The organism is Amycolatopsis sp. NPDC004378 (assembly GCF_053602455.1).
Window position 1 is genome coordinate 39,101 of record NZ_JBSGDR010000002.1, and the last position, 15,643, is coordinate 54,743.

17 protein-coding genes are annotated in these 15,643 nt (G+C 71.8%); 2 read left to right on the plus strand and 15 right to left on the minus strand.

Annotated features, from left to right (window positions below; genetic code table 11):
• Positions 1-10 precede the first annotated feature (10 nt).
• The 11 genes from ACWEN0_RS07710 to ACWEN0_RS07760 form a co-directional block, all read right to left on the minus strand.
• Positions 11-403, minus strand: a complete 393-nt coding sequence (locus ACWEN0_RS07710; RefSeq protein WP_451969984.1) for a DUF2784 domain-containing protein — start codon at positions 401-403, stop codon at positions 11-13.
• Positions 404-514: 111 nt separating this feature from the next.
• On the minus strand, positions 515-673 hold the full coding sequence (locus ACWEN0_RS07715; RefSeq protein WP_451969986.1) for a hypothetical protein: 159 nt from the start codon (positions 671-673) through the stop codon (positions 515-517).
• Positions 674-695: 22 nt separating this feature from the next.
• A complete protein-coding gene (locus tag ACWEN0_RS07720) occupies positions 696-1,133 on the minus strand; it encodes an Asp23/Gls24 family envelope stress response protein (protein ID WP_451969988.1) in 438 nt (145 codons plus the stop codon).
• Between the two features lie 70 nt (positions 1,134-1,203).
• Positions 1,204-1,515 carry a hypothetical protein gene (locus ACWEN0_RS07725; RefSeq protein WP_451969990.1) on the minus strand — a complete coding sequence of 104 codons (312 nt, stop codon included), beginning with the start codon at positions 1,513-1,515 and terminating at the stop codon, positions 1,204-1,206.
• A complete protein-coding gene (locus ACWEN0_RS07730; protein ID WP_451969992.1) occupies positions 1,512-1,868 on the minus strand; it encodes an Asp23/Gls24 family envelope stress response protein in 357 nt (118 codons plus the stop codon). The genes ACWEN0_RS07725 and ACWEN0_RS07730 overlap by 4 nt, the downstream gene beginning before the upstream one ends.
• Entirely contained in the window at positions 1,865-2,452 is a 588-nt protein-coding gene (locus ACWEN0_RS07735; protein ID WP_451969994.1) for an Asp23/Gls24 family envelope stress response protein, read from the minus strand. The genes ACWEN0_RS07730 and ACWEN0_RS07735 overlap by 4 nt, the downstream gene beginning before the upstream one ends.
• Positions 2,443-2,997 carry an RNA polymerase sigma factor gene (locus ACWEN0_RS07740; protein ID WP_451969996.1) on the minus strand — a complete coding sequence of 185 codons (555 nt, stop codon included), beginning with the start codon at positions 2,995-2,997 and terminating at the stop codon, positions 2,443-2,445. The genes ACWEN0_RS07735 and ACWEN0_RS07740 overlap by 10 nt, the downstream gene beginning before the upstream one ends.
• A gap of 80 nt (positions 2,998-3,077) precedes the next feature.
• Positions 3,078-3,641: an orotate phosphoribosyltransferase gene (gene pyrE, locus ACWEN0_RS07745; RefSeq protein ID WP_086671745.1), complete on the minus strand. Its 564-nt coding sequence runs from the start codon at positions 3,639-3,641 to the stop codon at positions 3,078-3,080.
• Between the two features lie 27 nt (positions 3,642-3,668).
• Complete coding sequence (locus tag ACWEN0_RS07750; protein WP_451969998.1) at positions 3,669-6,122, minus strand: ABC transporter permease; 2,454 nt, start codon at positions 6,120-6,122, stop codon at positions 3,669-3,671.
• A complete protein-coding gene (locus ACWEN0_RS07755; RefSeq protein ID WP_451970000.1) occupies positions 6,122-6,856 on the minus strand; it encodes an ABC transporter ATP-binding protein in 735 nt (244 codons plus the stop codon). The genes ACWEN0_RS07750 and ACWEN0_RS07755 overlap by 1 nt, the downstream gene beginning before the upstream one ends.
• A 76-nt stretch (positions 6,857-6,932) precedes the next feature.
• Positions 6,933-7,700 (minus strand): SDR family NAD(P)-dependent oxidoreductase, encoded by a 768-nt coding sequence (locus ACWEN0_RS07760; RefSeq protein WP_451970002.1) that lies wholly within the window; start codon positions 7,698-7,700, stop codon positions 6,933-6,935.
• A 71-nt stretch (positions 7,701-7,771) separates the two neighbouring features.
• Here ACWEN0_RS07760 and ACWEN0_RS07765 point away from each other — a divergent pair, with 71 nt between their 5' ends.
• Positions 7,772-8,449: a hypothetical protein gene (locus ACWEN0_RS07765; protein WP_451970003.1), complete on the plus strand. Its 678-nt coding sequence runs from the start codon at positions 7,772-7,774 to the stop codon at positions 8,447-8,449.
• On the opposite strand, the gene ACWEN0_RS07770 is transcribed toward ACWEN0_RS07765, so the two are convergent.
• The 4 genes from ACWEN0_RS07770 to ACWEN0_RS07785 form a co-directional block, all read right to left on the minus strand.
• Complete coding sequence (locus ACWEN0_RS07770; RefSeq protein ID WP_451970005.1) at positions 8,446-9,204, minus strand: hypothetical protein; 759 nt, start codon at positions 9,202-9,204, stop codon at positions 8,446-8,448. The genes ACWEN0_RS07765 and ACWEN0_RS07770 overlap by 4 nt on opposite strands.
• A 237-nt stretch (positions 9,205-9,441) precedes the next feature.
• Positions 9,442-12,036, minus strand: coding sequence for an ATP-dependent chaperone ClpB (gene clpB / locus ACWEN0_RS07775; protein ID WP_451970007.1), 2,595 nt, complete (start codon positions 12,034-12,036; stop codon positions 9,442-9,444).
• A gap of 96 nt (positions 12,037-12,132) precedes the next feature.
• Entirely contained in the window at positions 12,133-13,320 is a 1,188-nt protein-coding gene (locus ACWEN0_RS07780) for an MFS transporter (protein WP_451970009.1), read from the minus strand.
• Between the two features lie 116 nt (positions 13,321-13,436).
• A complete protein-coding gene (locus tag ACWEN0_RS07785) occupies positions 13,437-13,922 on the minus strand; it encodes a MarR family winged helix-turn-helix transcriptional regulator (RefSeq protein ID WP_451970011.1) in 486 nt (161 codons plus the stop codon).
• Positions 13,923-14,255: 333 nt separating this feature from the next.
• Between ACWEN0_RS07785 and ACWEN0_RS07790 the strand changes: the two genes are divergently transcribed.
• Positions 14,256-15,431 (plus strand): globin domain-containing protein, encoded by a 1,176-nt coding sequence (locus tag ACWEN0_RS07790; RefSeq protein WP_451970013.1) that lies wholly within the window; start codon positions 14,256-14,258, stop codon positions 15,429-15,431.
• The last annotated feature ends 212 nt before the right edge of the window (positions 15,432-15,643 follow it).

Here is a 15,643-nt window from a genome sequence, read left to right on the forward strand (position 1 = left end):
CGATTGTCGCCTAGCCCAGGCGCACCCGGTGCGTCCGGGCGTCCTCACTGTGGTCGCGGTGGCGCCAGCGGTGGTAGACGCCGGCGTAGGAGTACACGACGACCGCGATCGCGACGACGCCGATCGCCGGCAGCCACGACCGCGGGAACACCGTGTCGTACAGGTAGTAGGCGTTGAAGCCGCCGGGCAGGTCGCCGAGGCCCTGCTGGTGCCGGAAGTAGTTCTCCAGCGCGGTGAACGGGCACGGCACCGGCGCCACGTTGACCAGCACGCCCCAGACGACCCCCAGCATGTGGACGAAGATCAGCTTCGGCCAGCGCCAGGCGAGAAAGCCGCCGAAGCCGATGAGGAGCAGCGCCAAGATGTGCACCGCGACAGTCACGTCGGCCAGGAACTTCGCCATCACACGCCCCCTTCACCGAACCCCCTACCAGCGACTTTACTCCGCTGCGGGGCCCTGATCGCCCTCCTGAGTGCCCCGCTGTGTGATGTTTAACCCAGCGGAGCAACCCATTCACCTGGGCGGTGACGGCGGGGTTACGCCTGGTGGAAACTCCGGCGGGCGCTTGGCCGGGTACTTCGTCGGCTCCTCACGGGGGTACTGCTCCGGCGGCTTCTTCCACGGCGGCAGCCCGGGCCGGTCCGGCTCGTCGGGCTTCGACGGCTCGTCCATGCCCTCGACGGTACGCCGGGGATCACTGCACGCGGTCGCTCGGCGCGGGCTCGTCCTCGGGGAGGTGGACGTCGTCGACGCTGATGTTCACCTCGACGACCTGCAGCCCGGTCATCCGCTCGATCGAGGTGATCACGTTGCGCCGCACCGACCGCGCGAGGTCCGCGATCGAGATGCCGTACTCGACGAGGATCTGCAGGTCGACGGCCGCCTGCTTCTCGCCGACCTCGACCGAGACGCCCTGCCCGGTGCTGGCCGAGGCGCCCGGGATGCGGTCACGCAGGGCGCCGAACGCCCGCGCGGCGCCGCCGCCGAGGTCGTAGACGCCGCTGATCTCGCGGGCCGCGAGCCCGGCGATCTTCCGGACCACGGTGTCGGCGATGGTCGTGGTGCCCTGCTTCGTGACGAGGGCGCCGGTCTCGGTCTCGGTCACGGCCTTCTTCTCGGCGGTCGCGGTCATGGCGGTTCCTCCCTGGATGTCCTGGGCCACAAGGGCTTTCGTCACTGAGGACAACCACGGCGGGACACCGTCACTGTGACGTGGGTCTCGCGAACGCCGCACCGTCGAGGTCCGTGACGATCAGCTGCAGCCGGGCGTCGGCCCACGCCGTGTCCGCCAGCACCGGCCGCACGACCTCGGCCGCGCGGTCCAGCAGCGGCGGGAGCGGCAGCCGCGTGGCGATCAGCCGGATCCGGACCAGCTCCGGCGACAGGTCGACGGCCAGGCCGGCCCAGTCCACCGGCAACCACGTCGTTCCGGGCGAAACCGGCGTCGCCGGCCGGAGGCCGTCCACCGCTTCGAGGGCGCCGACGATCTTCTCGACGGCTTCTTCGGCGGTCACCGCGGCTCGATGTCCAGAATGGACACCGAAACCTCGTCGACGGCCAGGCCGGTCTGCTCGGCCACGAACCGGCCGACCGACCGCTGCACCGCCCGGCCGACCGCCGCGGCCTGGTCGGCCGCCGCCGTGACCAGGTCGACCTCGACCGTCACCCGGCTGTCCGCGGTGCGGACCCGGACGCCGTCGGCCGGCGCCGGGTCCAGGCCCTTCCAGCGCTGGCGGGCGGCCCGCGTCCACGCCGTCACCAGGCCGCGCAGGCCCGGTTCGAGCCGCACCACGCCGGGCGTGGTGATCGCCGCCTTCGCCGCCACGCTGGCGATCACCGGATCGGCGATGACGTACTCAACGCTCATTCCCCTGACTCCCCGACCGCATCTTCCGAAACCGTGTCTTCCTCGAAGAGGTCGTCGACCAGCAGGTCGAGCTTCGCCAGCGTCAGGCCCACCCGGGCCGCGGCCGCCGCGGTCACCCGCTCCCGCACCAGCGACAACGCCTCACCGCCCGTAGCGTTCCGCAGACTCACCGCGAGGGTGAGGTCCACTTCGACGACGCCCCCGGCGACGGTCCGCACCCGGCAGCGCCGCGCCCGGACGCCGTCGACCGTGTCCGCCGCGTAGCGCAGCACGGCCGCCACGGCCTGCTCGCTGACCTCGACGAGCCCGGGTTCCGGCGTCGGCAGCGGCACCATCGAACCGCGCCGCACCTCGGCCCGGACCGCGGACATGATCCGGCCGAACAGGTCCGGCGGCGGCACGTCCTCCTCGGCCACCAGCTCCGCGGTCGCCTCGCGCAGCGCCAGCAGGCTTTCCCGCGCGGTCCGGCAGTGCGGGCAGGTCAGCTCGTGCTCGTCGGCCAGCCCGGCGCCGACCGCGTCGAGCCGCTCCCACACCTGTTCGACATCGCGTTCGCAGGGCAGCTCGTAGTCCGTCATCGCCATGGCTTCATCACCTCCGCCAGCTGGGCCCGTGCCCGCGCGATCCGGCCGCGCACCGCGGTCGCGTTCGCGCCGACGACTTCGCCGATCTCTTCGTAGGACCGGCCGTGCACCTCACGCAGCAGCCAGCACGCCCGCTGTTCGGGCGTCAGCTGCGCCAGCGCCGCGTTCAACGCCGCGAGCTGCCCGCTCACCTGGGCGGCCCGCTCCGGCTGGAGGTCCGCCCGCGGCGACTCGGCGGTGTCCAGGTCGACGTCGGCCTGGGGCTTGCGCGCGCGGATGACGTTGAGGCAGCGGTTCGTGGTGGCCCGGTAGAGCCAGCCGACGAACGCCGCGTCCTCGCCGAGCTGGTCGAGCTTGCGCCAGGCGTTGAGGAAGACCTCCTGCACGACGTCCTCGGCGTCGCCGCGGTGGGCGAGCATCTTCACCGCGAGCCGGAACATCTGCCCCTGGTAGCGCAGCACGAGCTGCTCGTACGCCCGGACGTCGCCGTCCCGCGCGCGACCGACGAGGGTCGCGTCGTCGAGCGGTGTAGCGGTGGTCGTCACGGCACCTCCTCGGAGGGAGGACACCGGAAGCCGGAAAACGTCACGGGGTGATTGTCGGTGACCTGCGTCACCGGGGCGAATCAGTCGAGGCCGAGGTCGTCCTTGCCCAGGACGTACCGGTACTCCAGGCCTTCCTTCTCGATGGCTTCCCGCGCCCCGGTGTCGCGGTCGACCACCGTCACCACGCCGATCACGTTCGCGCCCGCTTCACGCAGGGCGGCGACCGCTTCGAGGACGCTGCCGCCGGTCGTGGACGTGTCCTCCACCGCCAGCACGCGCTGCCCCCGGACCTCCATGCCCTCGATGCGGCGCTGCATGCCGTGTTCCTTGACGGACTTCCGGACGACGAACGCGTCGAGCACGACCCCGTCGGTCGCGGCCGAGTGCAGCATCGCCAGCGCGACCGGGTCGGCGCCGAGCGTCAGGCCGCCCGCGGCGACGTAGTCCCAGTCCGCGGTGAGCTGGCGCAGCAGCTTGCCGATCAGCGGCGCGGCCGCGTGGTGCAGCGTCGCGCGCCGGAGGTCGATGTAGTAGTCGGCTTCCTTGCCGGACGCCAGGGTCACTTTTCCGTGCACCACGGAAAGATCGGTGACCAGCCTGGCCAGTTCGAGTTTCGCCGCTTGATCCAACCCGGGGTTCGCCACGGCCGAGAGTCTTACATACGGCCGTGCTCACTCCCCGATGGATGTGGCGTCGACCGGACGCCCGCGCGTCGCCGCCCAGGCCGGGACGAGGATCGCGACGAGCGCGAGCACGACGGCGATCGCGAGCACCACCAGGTAGATCGCCGGCGGCCCGGCCGGCAGCACCGATCCGCTCACCACGAGGCAGAACGGCACGATCGCGCCCGCCGCGGTCGCCGTGCCGAGCAGCACCGCGATGGCCGCGATCAGCCCGCCTTCGATGCCGGCCATCCGCAGCACCTGGCCGCGCGTGAACCCGCTCAGCCGCTGCAGCCCGAACTCGCGACGCCGTTTCGAGGTCGCCATCACCAGCGTGTTCACCACGGAAATCACCGTGTACGCGATGATCATCCCGACGAGCAGGTAGTTGACCCACGCGCCGACCTCGTTGCCCTTCGCGTGCGCCGCGATGAGCGCGTCCCGGTCGCCGACGACCACCGGCAACCCCGCGGTCGCCTCACGAAGGCGCGAAGTCAGCGTCGCCTTGTCGACACCTTCAGCCGCCCGCACCAGTACCTGCGGGGCGAGGCCGATCGTCGTGTGCGGTGCGAGCAGCGACGCGGGCAGGACGAGCCGTTCGAACCCGGCGCGCTGGTGCTCGACGGCGGCCACCCGCACGTCGACCGGCGCGCCGTCGCCGAGCCGCAGCGACAGCGTGTCGCCGACGTGGCGGCCGAGCGTATCCGGCACCGCGATCGCGGTCCCGGAGAGCTCGCTGACCCCGAGGGCGGGCCAGCCGTCCTTGTCCTGGTTCGAGTCGAACGGCTTCTCGACGAACACCGTGCTCGTGACGTACTCGGAGGCACCGGCGACCCCCGGCGTCGACCGCACGCGCCCCAGCACCGACGGGTCGAGCCCGCCGGGCCCGGCGACGACCGCGTCCGCGCGCAGGTCCTGCGTGTACGCCTGGTTCGAGACGGCTTCCTGGGTGGTCTGCAGGTAGATGTTGGCGGTCGCGATGCCGACCGCGAGCATGATCGGGGTGACCGCGCCGGCCGTCCGCACCGCGCCGACCCGGGTGTTGAGCAGCGCGACCCGGCCGTTGACGCCGGTGAAGGCCTGCACCGGCCAGCGCAGCAGGGTCGCCATCACCTTCGTGACGCCGGGGCTGATCGCCGCCAGGCCGAACGCCCACAGCATCACCGCCGGGCCGGCCGTGCTGGCCGCGACCGGGCCGGTCATCACGGCGACCGTGACGATGGCGAGCGCCGTCCCGCCCGCGAAGCACAGGATCGCGGTGATCAGCCGGATCGGCGTCAGCCAGCGGCGTTCGACGGCCGCCTCGGCCAGCGCCTCGGTCGGGCGGACGCGGGAAGCCCGCCGTCCGGCGACGAAGGACGCCGCGAAGACCGCCAGCAGCGACGCACCCGCGGCGACGATCGCCGGAACCCAGCCCTGCTCGAACCGCAGCACGTCCGGCACGACGTGGTTCGCCGCGAGCTGCCCGAACAGCCAGTTCCCGAGCACCGGCCCGAGCACGACCGCGGCGGCGACCGCGAGCAGCCCGACGACCAGCGCCTCGCCGAGGACCATCCGCCGCAGTTGCCGCGGGGTGGTGCCGATCGCCCGGAGCAACGCGAGTTCGCGCTGGCGTTGCTGGGTGGACAGCGTGAGCGTGCCCGCGACGACGAACACCATGACCATCGCCGACAGGCCGCCGGAGACGGCCGAAAGCACGATCAGGTCTTCGCCACTCTTGCCGACCTCGGGGAACTCCAGGGCCCCGCGGTCGGTGCCGGTGGTGACGATCCCCGCGTCCCCGACGACGGCCGACACCGCGGCGACGTCACCGCCGAAGACGCCGATGGTGTCGAACTGCCCGGGGTGCCCCGAGAGCCTTTCCGCGTCCGACGCCGCGAAGAACAGCGCCGAGTCCCGCATGGCCTGAGGCGCCTTCGCAACCCCCGAGACGCGGTACTGACCGATGGTGCCGTGCGCGGCGACGGGCAGAGTGGTCCCGACGGCGATCCCCATGTCGGCGTCAACGACCACTTCACCCGGCTTCGGCGCCTCGCCGGTCAACGTGTACGGCGTCAGCACGGCGGAATCCCACGCGTGCCCGAGCGCGCTCGCCCCGCCGGCCTGCGCCGGGAAGCTGACCTCGCCGACCACGTTCGTGACGCCGGGAACCGCGTGCAGGCGGTCGGCCAGGGCCGCGTCGACCCGCACGCGCTCGGGCAGGGTGGCGTTCTTGTGCTTGTCCTTGTGCTTCTCGTCGGGGTCGAGTGCCGCCGGGTCGGTTTCGGGCACCGCGAGCGTTTGCTGCCCGCCGACGACGATCGGCGCCGCGGCCAGCCGCTGCACCGGCGTCTCGGACCGGATGCCCGTCTCCATCAGGCCACCGCACGCCGAGACGATCAGCGCGCCGAAGAACACGGCGACGAACGTCGCCAGGAAGCCGCCCTTGCGCAGGCGCAGCGTCCGCATCGCGAGGGAGAACATCAGGCCGCCACCCGGTCCCAGGCACCCAGGTGGGTCATCCGCTCGGCGACGGCTTCCGCGGTCGGCCGGGCCAGGCGGCCGGCGATCCGGCCGTCGGCCAGGAAGACGACCTGGTCGGCGTAGGAGGCGGCGACCGGGTCGTGCGTCACCATGATCACCGTCTGGCCGGACGCCCGGACGGAGTCGCGCAGCAGCCCGAGCACGTCGGCGGCGGTACGGGTGTCGAGCGCGCCGGTCGGCTCGTCGGCGAAGAGCACGGCCGGGTCGGTGACCAGGGCGCGCGCGATCGCGACGCGCTGCTGCTGGCCGCCGGAGAGCTGCCCTGGCAGGTGCTTGCGGCGCCCGTCGAGGCCGACGTGCGCCAGGATCCGCGCGACCAGCCGCTTGTCCGGGCGCTTCCCGGCCAGCTGCAGCGGCAGCACGACGTTCTGCTCGACCGTCAGCGCCGGGAGCAGGTTGAACGCCTGGAAGACGAAGCCGACGCGGTCGCGCCGCAGCTTCGTCAGGTAGGTCTCGCTCTTGCCGTCGAGGTCCTGGCCGTCGAGCACGACCCGGCCCGACGTCGGCCGGTCGAGCCCGGCCGCGCAGTGCAGGAACGTGCTCTTGCCCGAACCGGACGGGCCCATCACCGCCGTGAACCCGCCGCGCGGGAACGAGATCGAAACCCCGTCCAGCGCCACCACACCGCCGTACTCCTTGCGCACGGCCTCGAGCCGAACCGCCTCATTCGTCATGCGGAAAACGCTAGGGATCCCGCTGGGGAACCACCCTGGTGCGCGCGTGCGTCTTGCCGGTGGGGACAGCCCTACTTCACGTGCGGCCCTTGCCGCCGAAGCCGCCGCTGATCCGCCGCAGCACCGCCCGCGGCAGCAGCCCGCCGATCGCGACGACGGCCTTGTACTGCAGGCTCGGCACGGAGATCACCTTGCCGCGGCGCAGGTCCGCGAGCGCTTCGCCGACCACCTGTTCGACACCCAGCCAGGCGATTTTCGGACCGGGCTTGCCGATGCCGGCCCGCTGGTGGAACTCGGTCGCGGTGAACCCGGGGCACAGCGCCATCATGCGGACGCCCTTCGGCAGCGACGCGGCGATGCCTTCGGTGAACGACGTGACCCAGTTCTTGCTGGCCGTGTAGGTCGAGCCGCGGCCGCTGAAGAAGCCCGCGACGCTGCTGACCTGGATGATGTCGCCGCGCCCGCGCCGGATCATGCCCGGCAGCACGGCCCGCGTCAGCCGCAGCACGGCGGTGACGTTGACGTCGAGCTGGCGCTGCAATGCGTCCGGCGGGATGGTCCAGAAGTCCCCGTTCAGCCCGAAGCCGGCGTTGTTCACGAGCAGGTCGACCTTGCCGTCGGCGAGCCGCTCCTCGACGGCCGCTCGTCCGTCCACTTCGGACAGGTCGGCGGGCAGGACCTCGACCGCGACCCCGTGCCGTTCCCGCAGCTCGGCGGCGTACGCCTCCAGCCGCGCGGTGTCCCGGGCGACGAGCACCAGGTCGTACTTCTCGGCGGCGAGCGTGCGCGCGAACTGCGCGCCGATCCCCGCGGTGGCTCCGGTGATCACAGCGGTGGTGGTCATGTGGGTGAACACTACCCACGGCTAACGGCCTCCGGGTGCAGCCGATTTGCCGCCGGGTTATCGTCCCGATCATGGGTAAGCACAGCAAGCGCAAGAGCGGCTACCTGCCCATGGTCGCCGCCGGCGCGGCGCCCGTCGCCCTCCTGCTCGCGGCACCCGCGACCGCGCTCGCGAGCCCGTCCGACCTGACGCTGCCGCTCGACCACCGGCACACCACCACGCTCGACCAGGACGACGGCACCTTCTCGGTGACGCGGCACGACGTCGTCGCCAAGCGGCTCGGCGACGTCCAGGTCGTGTCCGACCACACCGAAGCCGCCGCCACGCGCGGCGACCGCGCGGGCCTGCTCGAACGCGGGAGCCAGGGCGTCTGGCTGGGCCACGGGTCCGACGTCCTGAGCGAGCACGCCGAGCAACTCGACGCGGGCCTCTTCACCGGCGACCTGACCGGGGGCGTCGCCGCCCGCCGGTCGTCCGGGCAGGCCGTCGACCTGGGCCAGCTCGGCGCGGTCGGCGCGACGTCGGAGCATCACGTCATCGGCAGTTTCTCCGGCGTCCTCGACGTCGGTCAGCAGTACGAAGCCGGCGGCCAGCTGGGCCCCGCGTCCGGCCTGGTCAGGACGTCGCAGAGCCTCTCGTCGGGCTCGATCAGCGGCGACCTCGGCGTCGACCACGTCGTCCACGCCCGCGGCACGCTCGACCAGCACCCCGCCCTGACGGCGAGCGTCCTGGACCAGCCGGTCCTCTAGTCCCGCGGCGGCTCGGCGGGCGGCGGCTGCTGGACCGGCGTCCCGGTGGGCGGGGTGGGCGGGGCCTGACCCGGCGTCGGGATCGGGGCGCTCGCCTGGTGGCGGCCCGCGTCGTAGTCCTCGTCGAACGGGTCGACGATGTCCGCGATCTCCCCGAGGTCGCGCAGCAGGCGCTCGAGCCGCGACGGCCCGGCGGTCGGGACGACGCTGGCCAGCACCCACTCGTTCTCCAGCCAGGCCACGCCGACGTCGCCACCGAGCTGGTCCGCGGCGTCGACGAGCTCCTGGGTGATCACGGCACGGGCGCCGTCGGCGTCGTCCGCGAAGGCGTAGCGCGAGCCGATCGGGCCGAGCATCTCGGGCATGTCGGCGCGCTGGAACGGCACGCTGGACAGCCACATCTCGATGGGGATCCGGTGCTTCTTGTTGCAGCGCACGGCGACGACGACCGCGGGGATCTGCCCCTCGGACTCGATGTCGAAGATGAACACCGGGCGGCGGCCGTCGGAGGTGAAGGTCGAGCCCGCGACGACGTTCACGGCGGCGTCCGCGCCGAAGTAGCCGATCGCCCCGCCGGACCACTGCTGCGGCAGCCGTTCGTCCTCTTCGACGAACTGCCAGCCGCGCAGCTGGGCCCAGCGCATGCGCTCGCGGTTGCGCGACCCCTCCTTCGCCCGGTCGGCAGCGAGCAGCCCGAGGCCCGCCACCAGGGCGACGGCCGCGATGACGAACCAGATCCACGCCGGAATACCCACGGCCGTCAGCGTATCGCCTGCTACGCCGAAGAGATGATCGCCGGTCCCCGTGTCGCCGGGCCCGTTCGGACCATTTCCGGCCCCGCGAGTCGACAAATCGCCTAATCACAGGATTCAGTCAGCGCTTCAAGGCACCCGAAGAACGTGGCGCGATCGGCCGTCCGGCCGGCCACTGTGGACGAAAACGGGCCAACCGGCGCCGTCTGTGCAGACGGACGCCGGTCGGCCTGGTGAAACTCAGACGCGCTCGACGGTCAGCGCGTCCCCGGCTTCCAGCTCCGGGATGTCGACCCGGACGGTGTCGCCGTCGCGGATCTCGCCGGACAGGAGCTCCTTCGCCAGCTTGTCGCCGATCGCCGACTGGACCAGGCGCCGCAGCGGGCGGGCGCCGTAGATCGGGTCGAAGCCGTTGAGGGCGAGCCACTCACGGGCGCCGTCGGTGACCTCCAGGTGCAGCCGGCGCTGGGCCAGCCGCGCGGCCAGCCGCGCCACCTGGATGTCCACAATGGACGTCAGCTGCTCGGTGCCGAGCGAGTGGAACACGACGATGTCGTCCAGCCGGTTGAGGAACTCCGGCTTGAACTGCCGCTGGACCACCGAAAGCACCGCGTCGTTGCGCTGCCGCTCGTCGAGCGACGGGTCGGCGATGGCCTGCGAGCCGAGGTTCGACGTCAGGATCAGGATGGTGTTGCGGAAGTCCACCGTCCTCCCTTGGCCGTCGGTCAGCCGCCCGTCGTCGAGGACCTGCAGCAGCACGTCGAAGACGTCCGGGTGAGCCTTCTCCACCTCGTCGAGCAGCACCACCGAGTACGGCCGCCGCCGGACGGCCTCGGTGAGCTGGCCGCCCTGGTCGTAGCCGACGTAGCCCGGCGGGGCACCGACCAGGCGCGCCACCGAGTGCTTTTCGGCGTACTCGCTCATGTCGATGCGCTGCATCGCGCGCTCGTCGTCGAACAGGAACTCGGCCAGCGCCTTGGCCAGCTCGGTCTTGCCGACGCCGGTCGGGCCGAGGAACAGGAACGAGCCGGTCGGGCGGTCGGGGTCGGCGACGCCGGCCCGGCTGCGGCGCACCGCGTCCGAGACGACCTGCACGGCCTCCTTCTGCCCGATGACGCGGCGGCCCAGCTCCTCCTCCATCCGGAGCAGCTTGCCGGTCTCGCCTTCCAGCAGCCGGCCGGCGGGGATGCCGGTCCACTCGCTGACCACGTCGGCGACGTCGTCCGCGCCGACCTCTTCCTTCAGCATCACGTTCTGCTGGCTGGCCTCGCTCGCCTCGGTCGCGGCCTGGAACTCCTTCTCCAGCGCCGGGATCCGGCCGTAGCGCAACTCGGCGGCCTTGCCCAGGTCGCCGTCGCGCTCGGCGCGCTCGGACTCGCCGCGCAGCTGCTCCAGCTGTTCCTGGAGCTCGCGGACGCGCTCGATCGAGCCCTTCTCGTTCTGCCAGCGCGCGGTGAGCGCGGTCAGCGTCTCGCGCTTCTCGGCCAGCTCGGCGCGCAACGCGTTGAGCCGCTCCTTCGAAGCGTCGTCGCTCTCCTTGGCGAGGGCCATCTCCTCGATCTCGAGCCGGCGGACGGCCCGCTCGACCTCGTCGATCTCCACCGGCCGCGAGTCGATCTCCATGCGCAGCTTGGACGCGGCCTCGTCGACCAGGTCGATGGCCTTGTCCGGCAGGAAGCGCGCGGTGATGTAGCGGTCGGACAGCGTCGCGGCGGCCACCAGCGCGGCGTCCGTGATCCGGACACCGTGGTGCACCTCGTAGCGCTCCTTCAGCCCGCGAAGGATCGCGATGGTGTCCTCCGGCGACGGCTCGCCGACGAGCACCTGCTGGAAGCGGCGCTCCAGGGCGGCGTCCTTCTCGATGTGCTGGCGGTACTCGTCGAGGGTGGTCGCGCCGACCATCCGCAGCTCGCCGCGGGCGAGCATCGGCTTGATCATGTTGCCCGCGTCCATCGCGCCCTCGCCGGTCGCGCCGGCGCCGACGATCGTGTGCAGCTCGTCGATGAAGGTGATGACCTCGCCCGCGGAGTCGGTGATCTCCTTGAGCACGGCCTTCAGCCGCTCTTCGAACTCGCCGCGGAACTTCGCGCCGGCCACCATCGACCCGAGGTCGAGGGCGACGACGCGCTTGCCGCGCAGCGACTCCGGCACGTCCCCGGCGACGATCCGCTGGGCCAGCCCTTCGACGATGGCCGTCTTGCCGACGCCCGGCTCGCCGATCAGGACCGGGTTGTTCTTGGTGCGCCGCGACAGCACCTGCACGACGCGGCGGATCTCGGTGTCGCGCCCGATGACCGGGTCGAGCTCGCCGTTGCGGGCGCGCTCGGTGAGGTCGACGCCGTACTTCTCCAGCGCCTTGAACGTGCTCTCCGGGTCTTCGCTGGTGATCCGGGCGGAGCCGCGGACCTTGACGAACGCCTCCTGCAGCGCGTCCGGCGTGGCGCCGTGGCGCTTGAGCAGGTCGGCGACCTGCCCGCCCTCGGTGGCGAGCCCGACGAGCAGGTGCTCGGTCGAGACGTACTCGTCGCCCAGCTCGGTGGCCAGCTTCTGGGCACGCGTCAGCGACTTCACGGCGAAGGTGTCGAACTGCGGGCTCGACACCGTCGCGCCGGTCGCGGACGGCAGCGCCGCGATCAGCGGCTCCAGCTCCTTGTGCACCACCCCCGGGTCGGCCCCGACCGCGGTCAGCAGCGGTGCGGTCAGCCCCTCACCCTGCGCCAGCAGGGCGCCCAGCAGATGGGCGGCCGACACGTGCGGGTTGCCGGCCATGGTGGCCGCCTGCGCCGCGGACGAGATCGCCTGCTGGGTCTTCGTGGTCGGGTTGAAAGCGTCCATCCCTCACCTCATGCTCGGTTACTCAAAAGTCCAGGTGACCGGCCTGGCCAAGGCCAGCCGACAAGTACAACGCACGAAAACTTGAGTCTGTTCCGCTCAACTCTGACCGGGGGCGACGGCGCTCGCCGGCAACCGCGAGCCCAGCATCCCGAGCCCGGCCACGGCGACGCCGGCGCACGTCCCGACCAGCACCCAGGGTAACCAGTCGGCGACCGAGAACAACGCGACGACCGCCGGCGCGAGCACCTGCGCCACGGTGAACGCGTACTGGTACGCAGCCAGGTAACGGCCGCGGGCCACCGGAGGTGCCGCGGCTTCGGCCAGCGCCCCCGAACGCGGGCCGAAAACCAGGTCGCCGGCGGCGAACACCAGCGTCGACACCAGCAGGTACACCACCCGCCAGCCCGCGGGCACGAGCAGCACACCCAGGCTGACCAGGCACCACGCGGCGAACAACGCCGAGCCGGCCCGCATCGCCGTGATCCGGGTCAGGTTCGCGGTGAGCCGCAGCGCAAGGGTGCCGCCGACGCTCGTCAGCACGGTCAGCAGCGCCAGGATCGCGCCGGGCAGCCACGCGGGGCCGTGCAGCCGGTCGAGCACGAACACCGGGGTGCCGATCAGGAAGAAGTCGAGCGACAGCCCGAAGAGCCCGCTGAAGAGGATCAAGCCGAGGTAGGGCCGGTCGCGCAGCACCTTGACCGACCGTTCGCAGCGCGGTTCACGCGGCCGGGCCGGCCGGACGAAGACGGCGAGGATCGACGCGGCCGCGAAGAACGTCGCGGCGTCGACGACCAGCGCGATCCGGTAGCCCGTCGCGTCGAGCCAGGTCAGCAACGCGCCCGCGACCAGACCGCCGAGCCCGAAGCAGCCGGCCCGCACCATCCCGGCCTCGGCGAACGGCCGGTCCTTGGGGCCGTCTCCCGCGACGTCGGCGATCAGCACGTAGAGGGAGCTGTAGAACAGCTGCTGCCCGGCGGCGAGCAGGACGGCGGCGACCACGACCGGGCCGGCGCCGTCGGCGAGCAGGTAGGCGCCCGCGCCGGCGGCCTGCAGCACCTGGGCGCCGATCACCACGGCGCGCGGCCCGACGCGGTCCACGAGCCGGCCGGCCAGCGGCGGCACGACCAGACCGCCGACCGTGCCGAGTGTGACGGCCGTGCCGGCCATCGCCAGGGGCACACCGACCACCTGGGTCACGTAGACCAGCGCCAACGGGAGGAAGAGACCTGAGCCGAAGTTGTCGATTCCCAACGCGCACAGCAGCGCGAACCGGCTACGCGTCACATAGCGAAGGTAGCCCCGGAAAACGCCGTCGAGTCAGGCCCGAACGGACACATTCCGACGTGCAAAATGCCACTACGAGTGTTACCGCAGCGGAACTGCGTCAACTGGCCGAGTGATCACTTCGCCTGCTCGGCCATCCAGGCGGTAGTGCCCAGCGCCCGGCGCAGGTCGGCGTTCATCTCGGCGAGCCGCCCGGTGAGGTCGGTGACGCGCTCGTCGTCCCAGCCGCCGAGCGCCTTCTCCATGAACTCCAGGTAGTTGGCCCGCCAGCGGGCGAGCTCGGCCCGGCCCTTCTCGGACACGCTGACCAGCGACGCCCGGCCGTCCTCGGGCGCGGGACGGCGGTCGACCAGGCCCGCGGCGGACAGCTGCGTGATCTGCCTGCTGACCACCGAGAGGTCGACGAACCGGCGTTTCGCCAGCTCGGACGGCCGCGCCTCGCCGTTCTTCGCCAGATCCGACAGCAGCATCGCGGCCGCCGGGTGCAACCCCGGCTGGTCCTGCCAGGCCTGCATGACCCAGGCGTGCTGGAGCTGCGACGCGGTCTTCAGCTCGCGCATGAGCTCGACCCGGACGTCGTCGTCGGTGTCGTCGAAGCCCATCGGACCCTCCCGCACAGCCATTACTTGTGTAATACAAGTTTATTGCGCATCGCTTGCGCGAGCAAGGATCGTCCTGGTGAGGTCGCCCACGCCGTCACCGGGAGCGATACACCCGGTCGGAGCAACAATGCGGGCAAAAGGCCGCCCGGCAGCTACCCTGCGGACGGACCGCGCGCGGCGCGGACGAGTAACGAGGTGGCAGCAGTGGCGATGGACCGAGGAGGCGGCTGTGAGCGGCGGTGTCCGATCACACGCGCCCGTCCCCGCACCCGGGCCGGCGGTGCATGACCGGGTGCTGTCGCTTTTCCGTCCCCGACCAGCGAACACCAACCCATGACAGCCGACTCAGTAAGCCCGCTTCCCCGGTCTTCGTCCCCGCGTGAGGCCCCAGCCGCCGTCGTCGCGATGGTCCGGCTCATCCGGGACAGCTGGGCCAAGTCCGAGCCGTACATCGCGGAGATCTCGCAGTTCTTCTACGGGATGCTGTTCACCCTCGCGCCGACCACGCGCGACTTCTTCCCGATCAACATGGAGATCCAGCGCGGCCGGCTGGTCCGCGCCCTGGTGCACATCGTGCAGATGGTCGACCGGCCCGACGACCTCGCGCCGTTCCTGCGCCAGCTCGGGCGCGACCACCGCAAGTTCGGCGTGGTGCCCCGCCACTACGAAGCCGTCGGCACGGCGTTGCTGGCGTCGCTGAAGAACCACCTCGGCCCCGAGTGGACGCCCGAGGTCGAACGGGCCTGGGCCGAGGCGTTCACCATCGCCGCGCGGGCCATGCAGGACGCGGCCGCGTCCGACACGAACCCGCCGTCGTGGTCGGCGACCGTGGTCGAGCACCGGCGGCTGACCTGGGACCTCGCCCTGGTGCGGCTGGTGCCCGACCAGCCCGTGCCCTACCACCCGGGGCAGTACGTCAGCGTCGAAGTCCCGCAGCGGCCGCGGCTGTGGCGCTACCTCTCGCCGGCGAACGCGCCGCGCGAGGACGGCGGCATCGAGTTCCACGTCCGCGCGATCGACGGCGGCTGGGTGTCCAGGGCGATAGTCAGCCACACGCAGCCGGGCGACGTCTGGCGGCTCGGCCCGCCACTCGGCCGGATGACGGTCGACCGCGAAGCGTCACGAGGCGTGCTGATGATCGCCGGCGGGACGGGCGTCGCGCCGCTGCGCGCGATCCTCGACCACCTCGCGCTGTGGGGCGACAACCCGAAGACCCACCTGTTCTACGGCGGACCCACCCGCGAAGACCTCTACGACCTCGAAGAACTGCGCGCGCTCGCGTCGACCAACCCCTGGCTGACCGTGACACCCGTGGTGGAGCGCGGCGGCGACGTCCCCGGCTTCGAGCAGGGCACGCTCGCCGAAGCCATCACGCGGTACGGCGCCTGGCCGCAGCACGACGTCCTCGTCTCCGGCTCGCCGGCGATGATCCGCGCGACGGTGTCGCGCATGCTGGTCGCGGGCAGCGCGCTGGACCAGATCCAGTACGACCCGTTCACGATCGACTAGTTCGCGTTCCCGGCAAATGCAATACGCTTTTCCGGTGAGCAGTTCCAGCTAAATAGACACCCGGCATCGGGTGAATCGGGCGGGAGATCATTTTTACGCTGTGCCAGCCGGGGTTGACCCGCCGTGGCGAAATTGGTCCGTTCGGGCGGGAACGCGCGTAATCACGCGCATCTGCACGGGAATGCGCCTACTGTCGAGAACCCTCGGGGGCG

Excerpts from the sequence above, each read along its gene's own strand:
- ACWEN0_RS07710 (WP_451969984.1), bottom strand. The coding sequence starts at position 403 with ATGGCGAAGTTCCTGGCCGACGTGACTGTCGCGGTGCACATCTTGGCG.
- ACWEN0_RS07715 (WP_451969986.1), bottom strand. The coding sequence starts at position 673 with ATGGACGAGCCGTCGAAGCCCGACGAGCCGGACCGGCCCGGGCTGCCG.
- ACWEN0_RS07720 (WP_451969988.1), bottom strand. The coding sequence starts at position 1,133 with ATGACCGCGACCGCCGAGAAGAAGGCCGTGACCGAGACCGAGACCGGC.
- ACWEN0_RS07730 (WP_451969992.1), bottom strand. The coding sequence starts at position 1,868 with ATGAGCGTTGAGTACGTCATCGCCGATCCGGTGATCGCCAGCGTGGCG.
- ACWEN0_RS07735 (WP_451969994.1), bottom strand. The coding sequence starts at position 2,452 with ATGGCGATGACGGACTACGAGCTGCCCTGCGAACGCGATGTCGAACAG.
- ACWEN0_RS07750 (WP_451969998.1), bottom strand. The coding sequence starts at position 6,122 with ATGTTCTCCCTCGCGATGCGGACGCTGCGCCTGCGCAAGGGCGGCTTC.
- ACWEN0_RS07755 (WP_451970000.1), bottom strand. The coding sequence starts at position 6,856 with ATGACGAATGAGGCGGTTCGGCTCGAGGCCGTGCGCAAGGAGTACGGC.
- ACWEN0_RS07760 (WP_451970002.1), bottom strand. The coding sequence starts at position 7,700 with ATGACCACCACCGCTGTGATCACCGGAGCCACCGCGGGGATCGGCGCG.
- ACWEN0_RS07765 (WP_451970003.1), top strand. The coding sequence starts at position 7,772 with ATGGGTAAGCACAGCAAGCGCAAGAGCGGCTACCTGCCCATGGTCGCC.
- clpB (WP_451970007.1), bottom strand. The coding sequence starts at position 12,036 with ATGGACGCTTTCAACCCGACCACGAAGACCCAGCAGGCGATCTCGTCC.
- ACWEN0_RS07785 (WP_451970011.1), bottom strand. The coding sequence starts at position 13,922 with ATGGGCTTCGACGACACCGACGACGACGTCCGGGTCGAGCTCATGCGC.
- ACWEN0_RS07790 (WP_451970013.1), top strand. The coding sequence starts at position 14,256 with ATGACAGCCGACTCAGTAAGCCCGCTTCCCCGGTCTTCGTCCCCGCGT.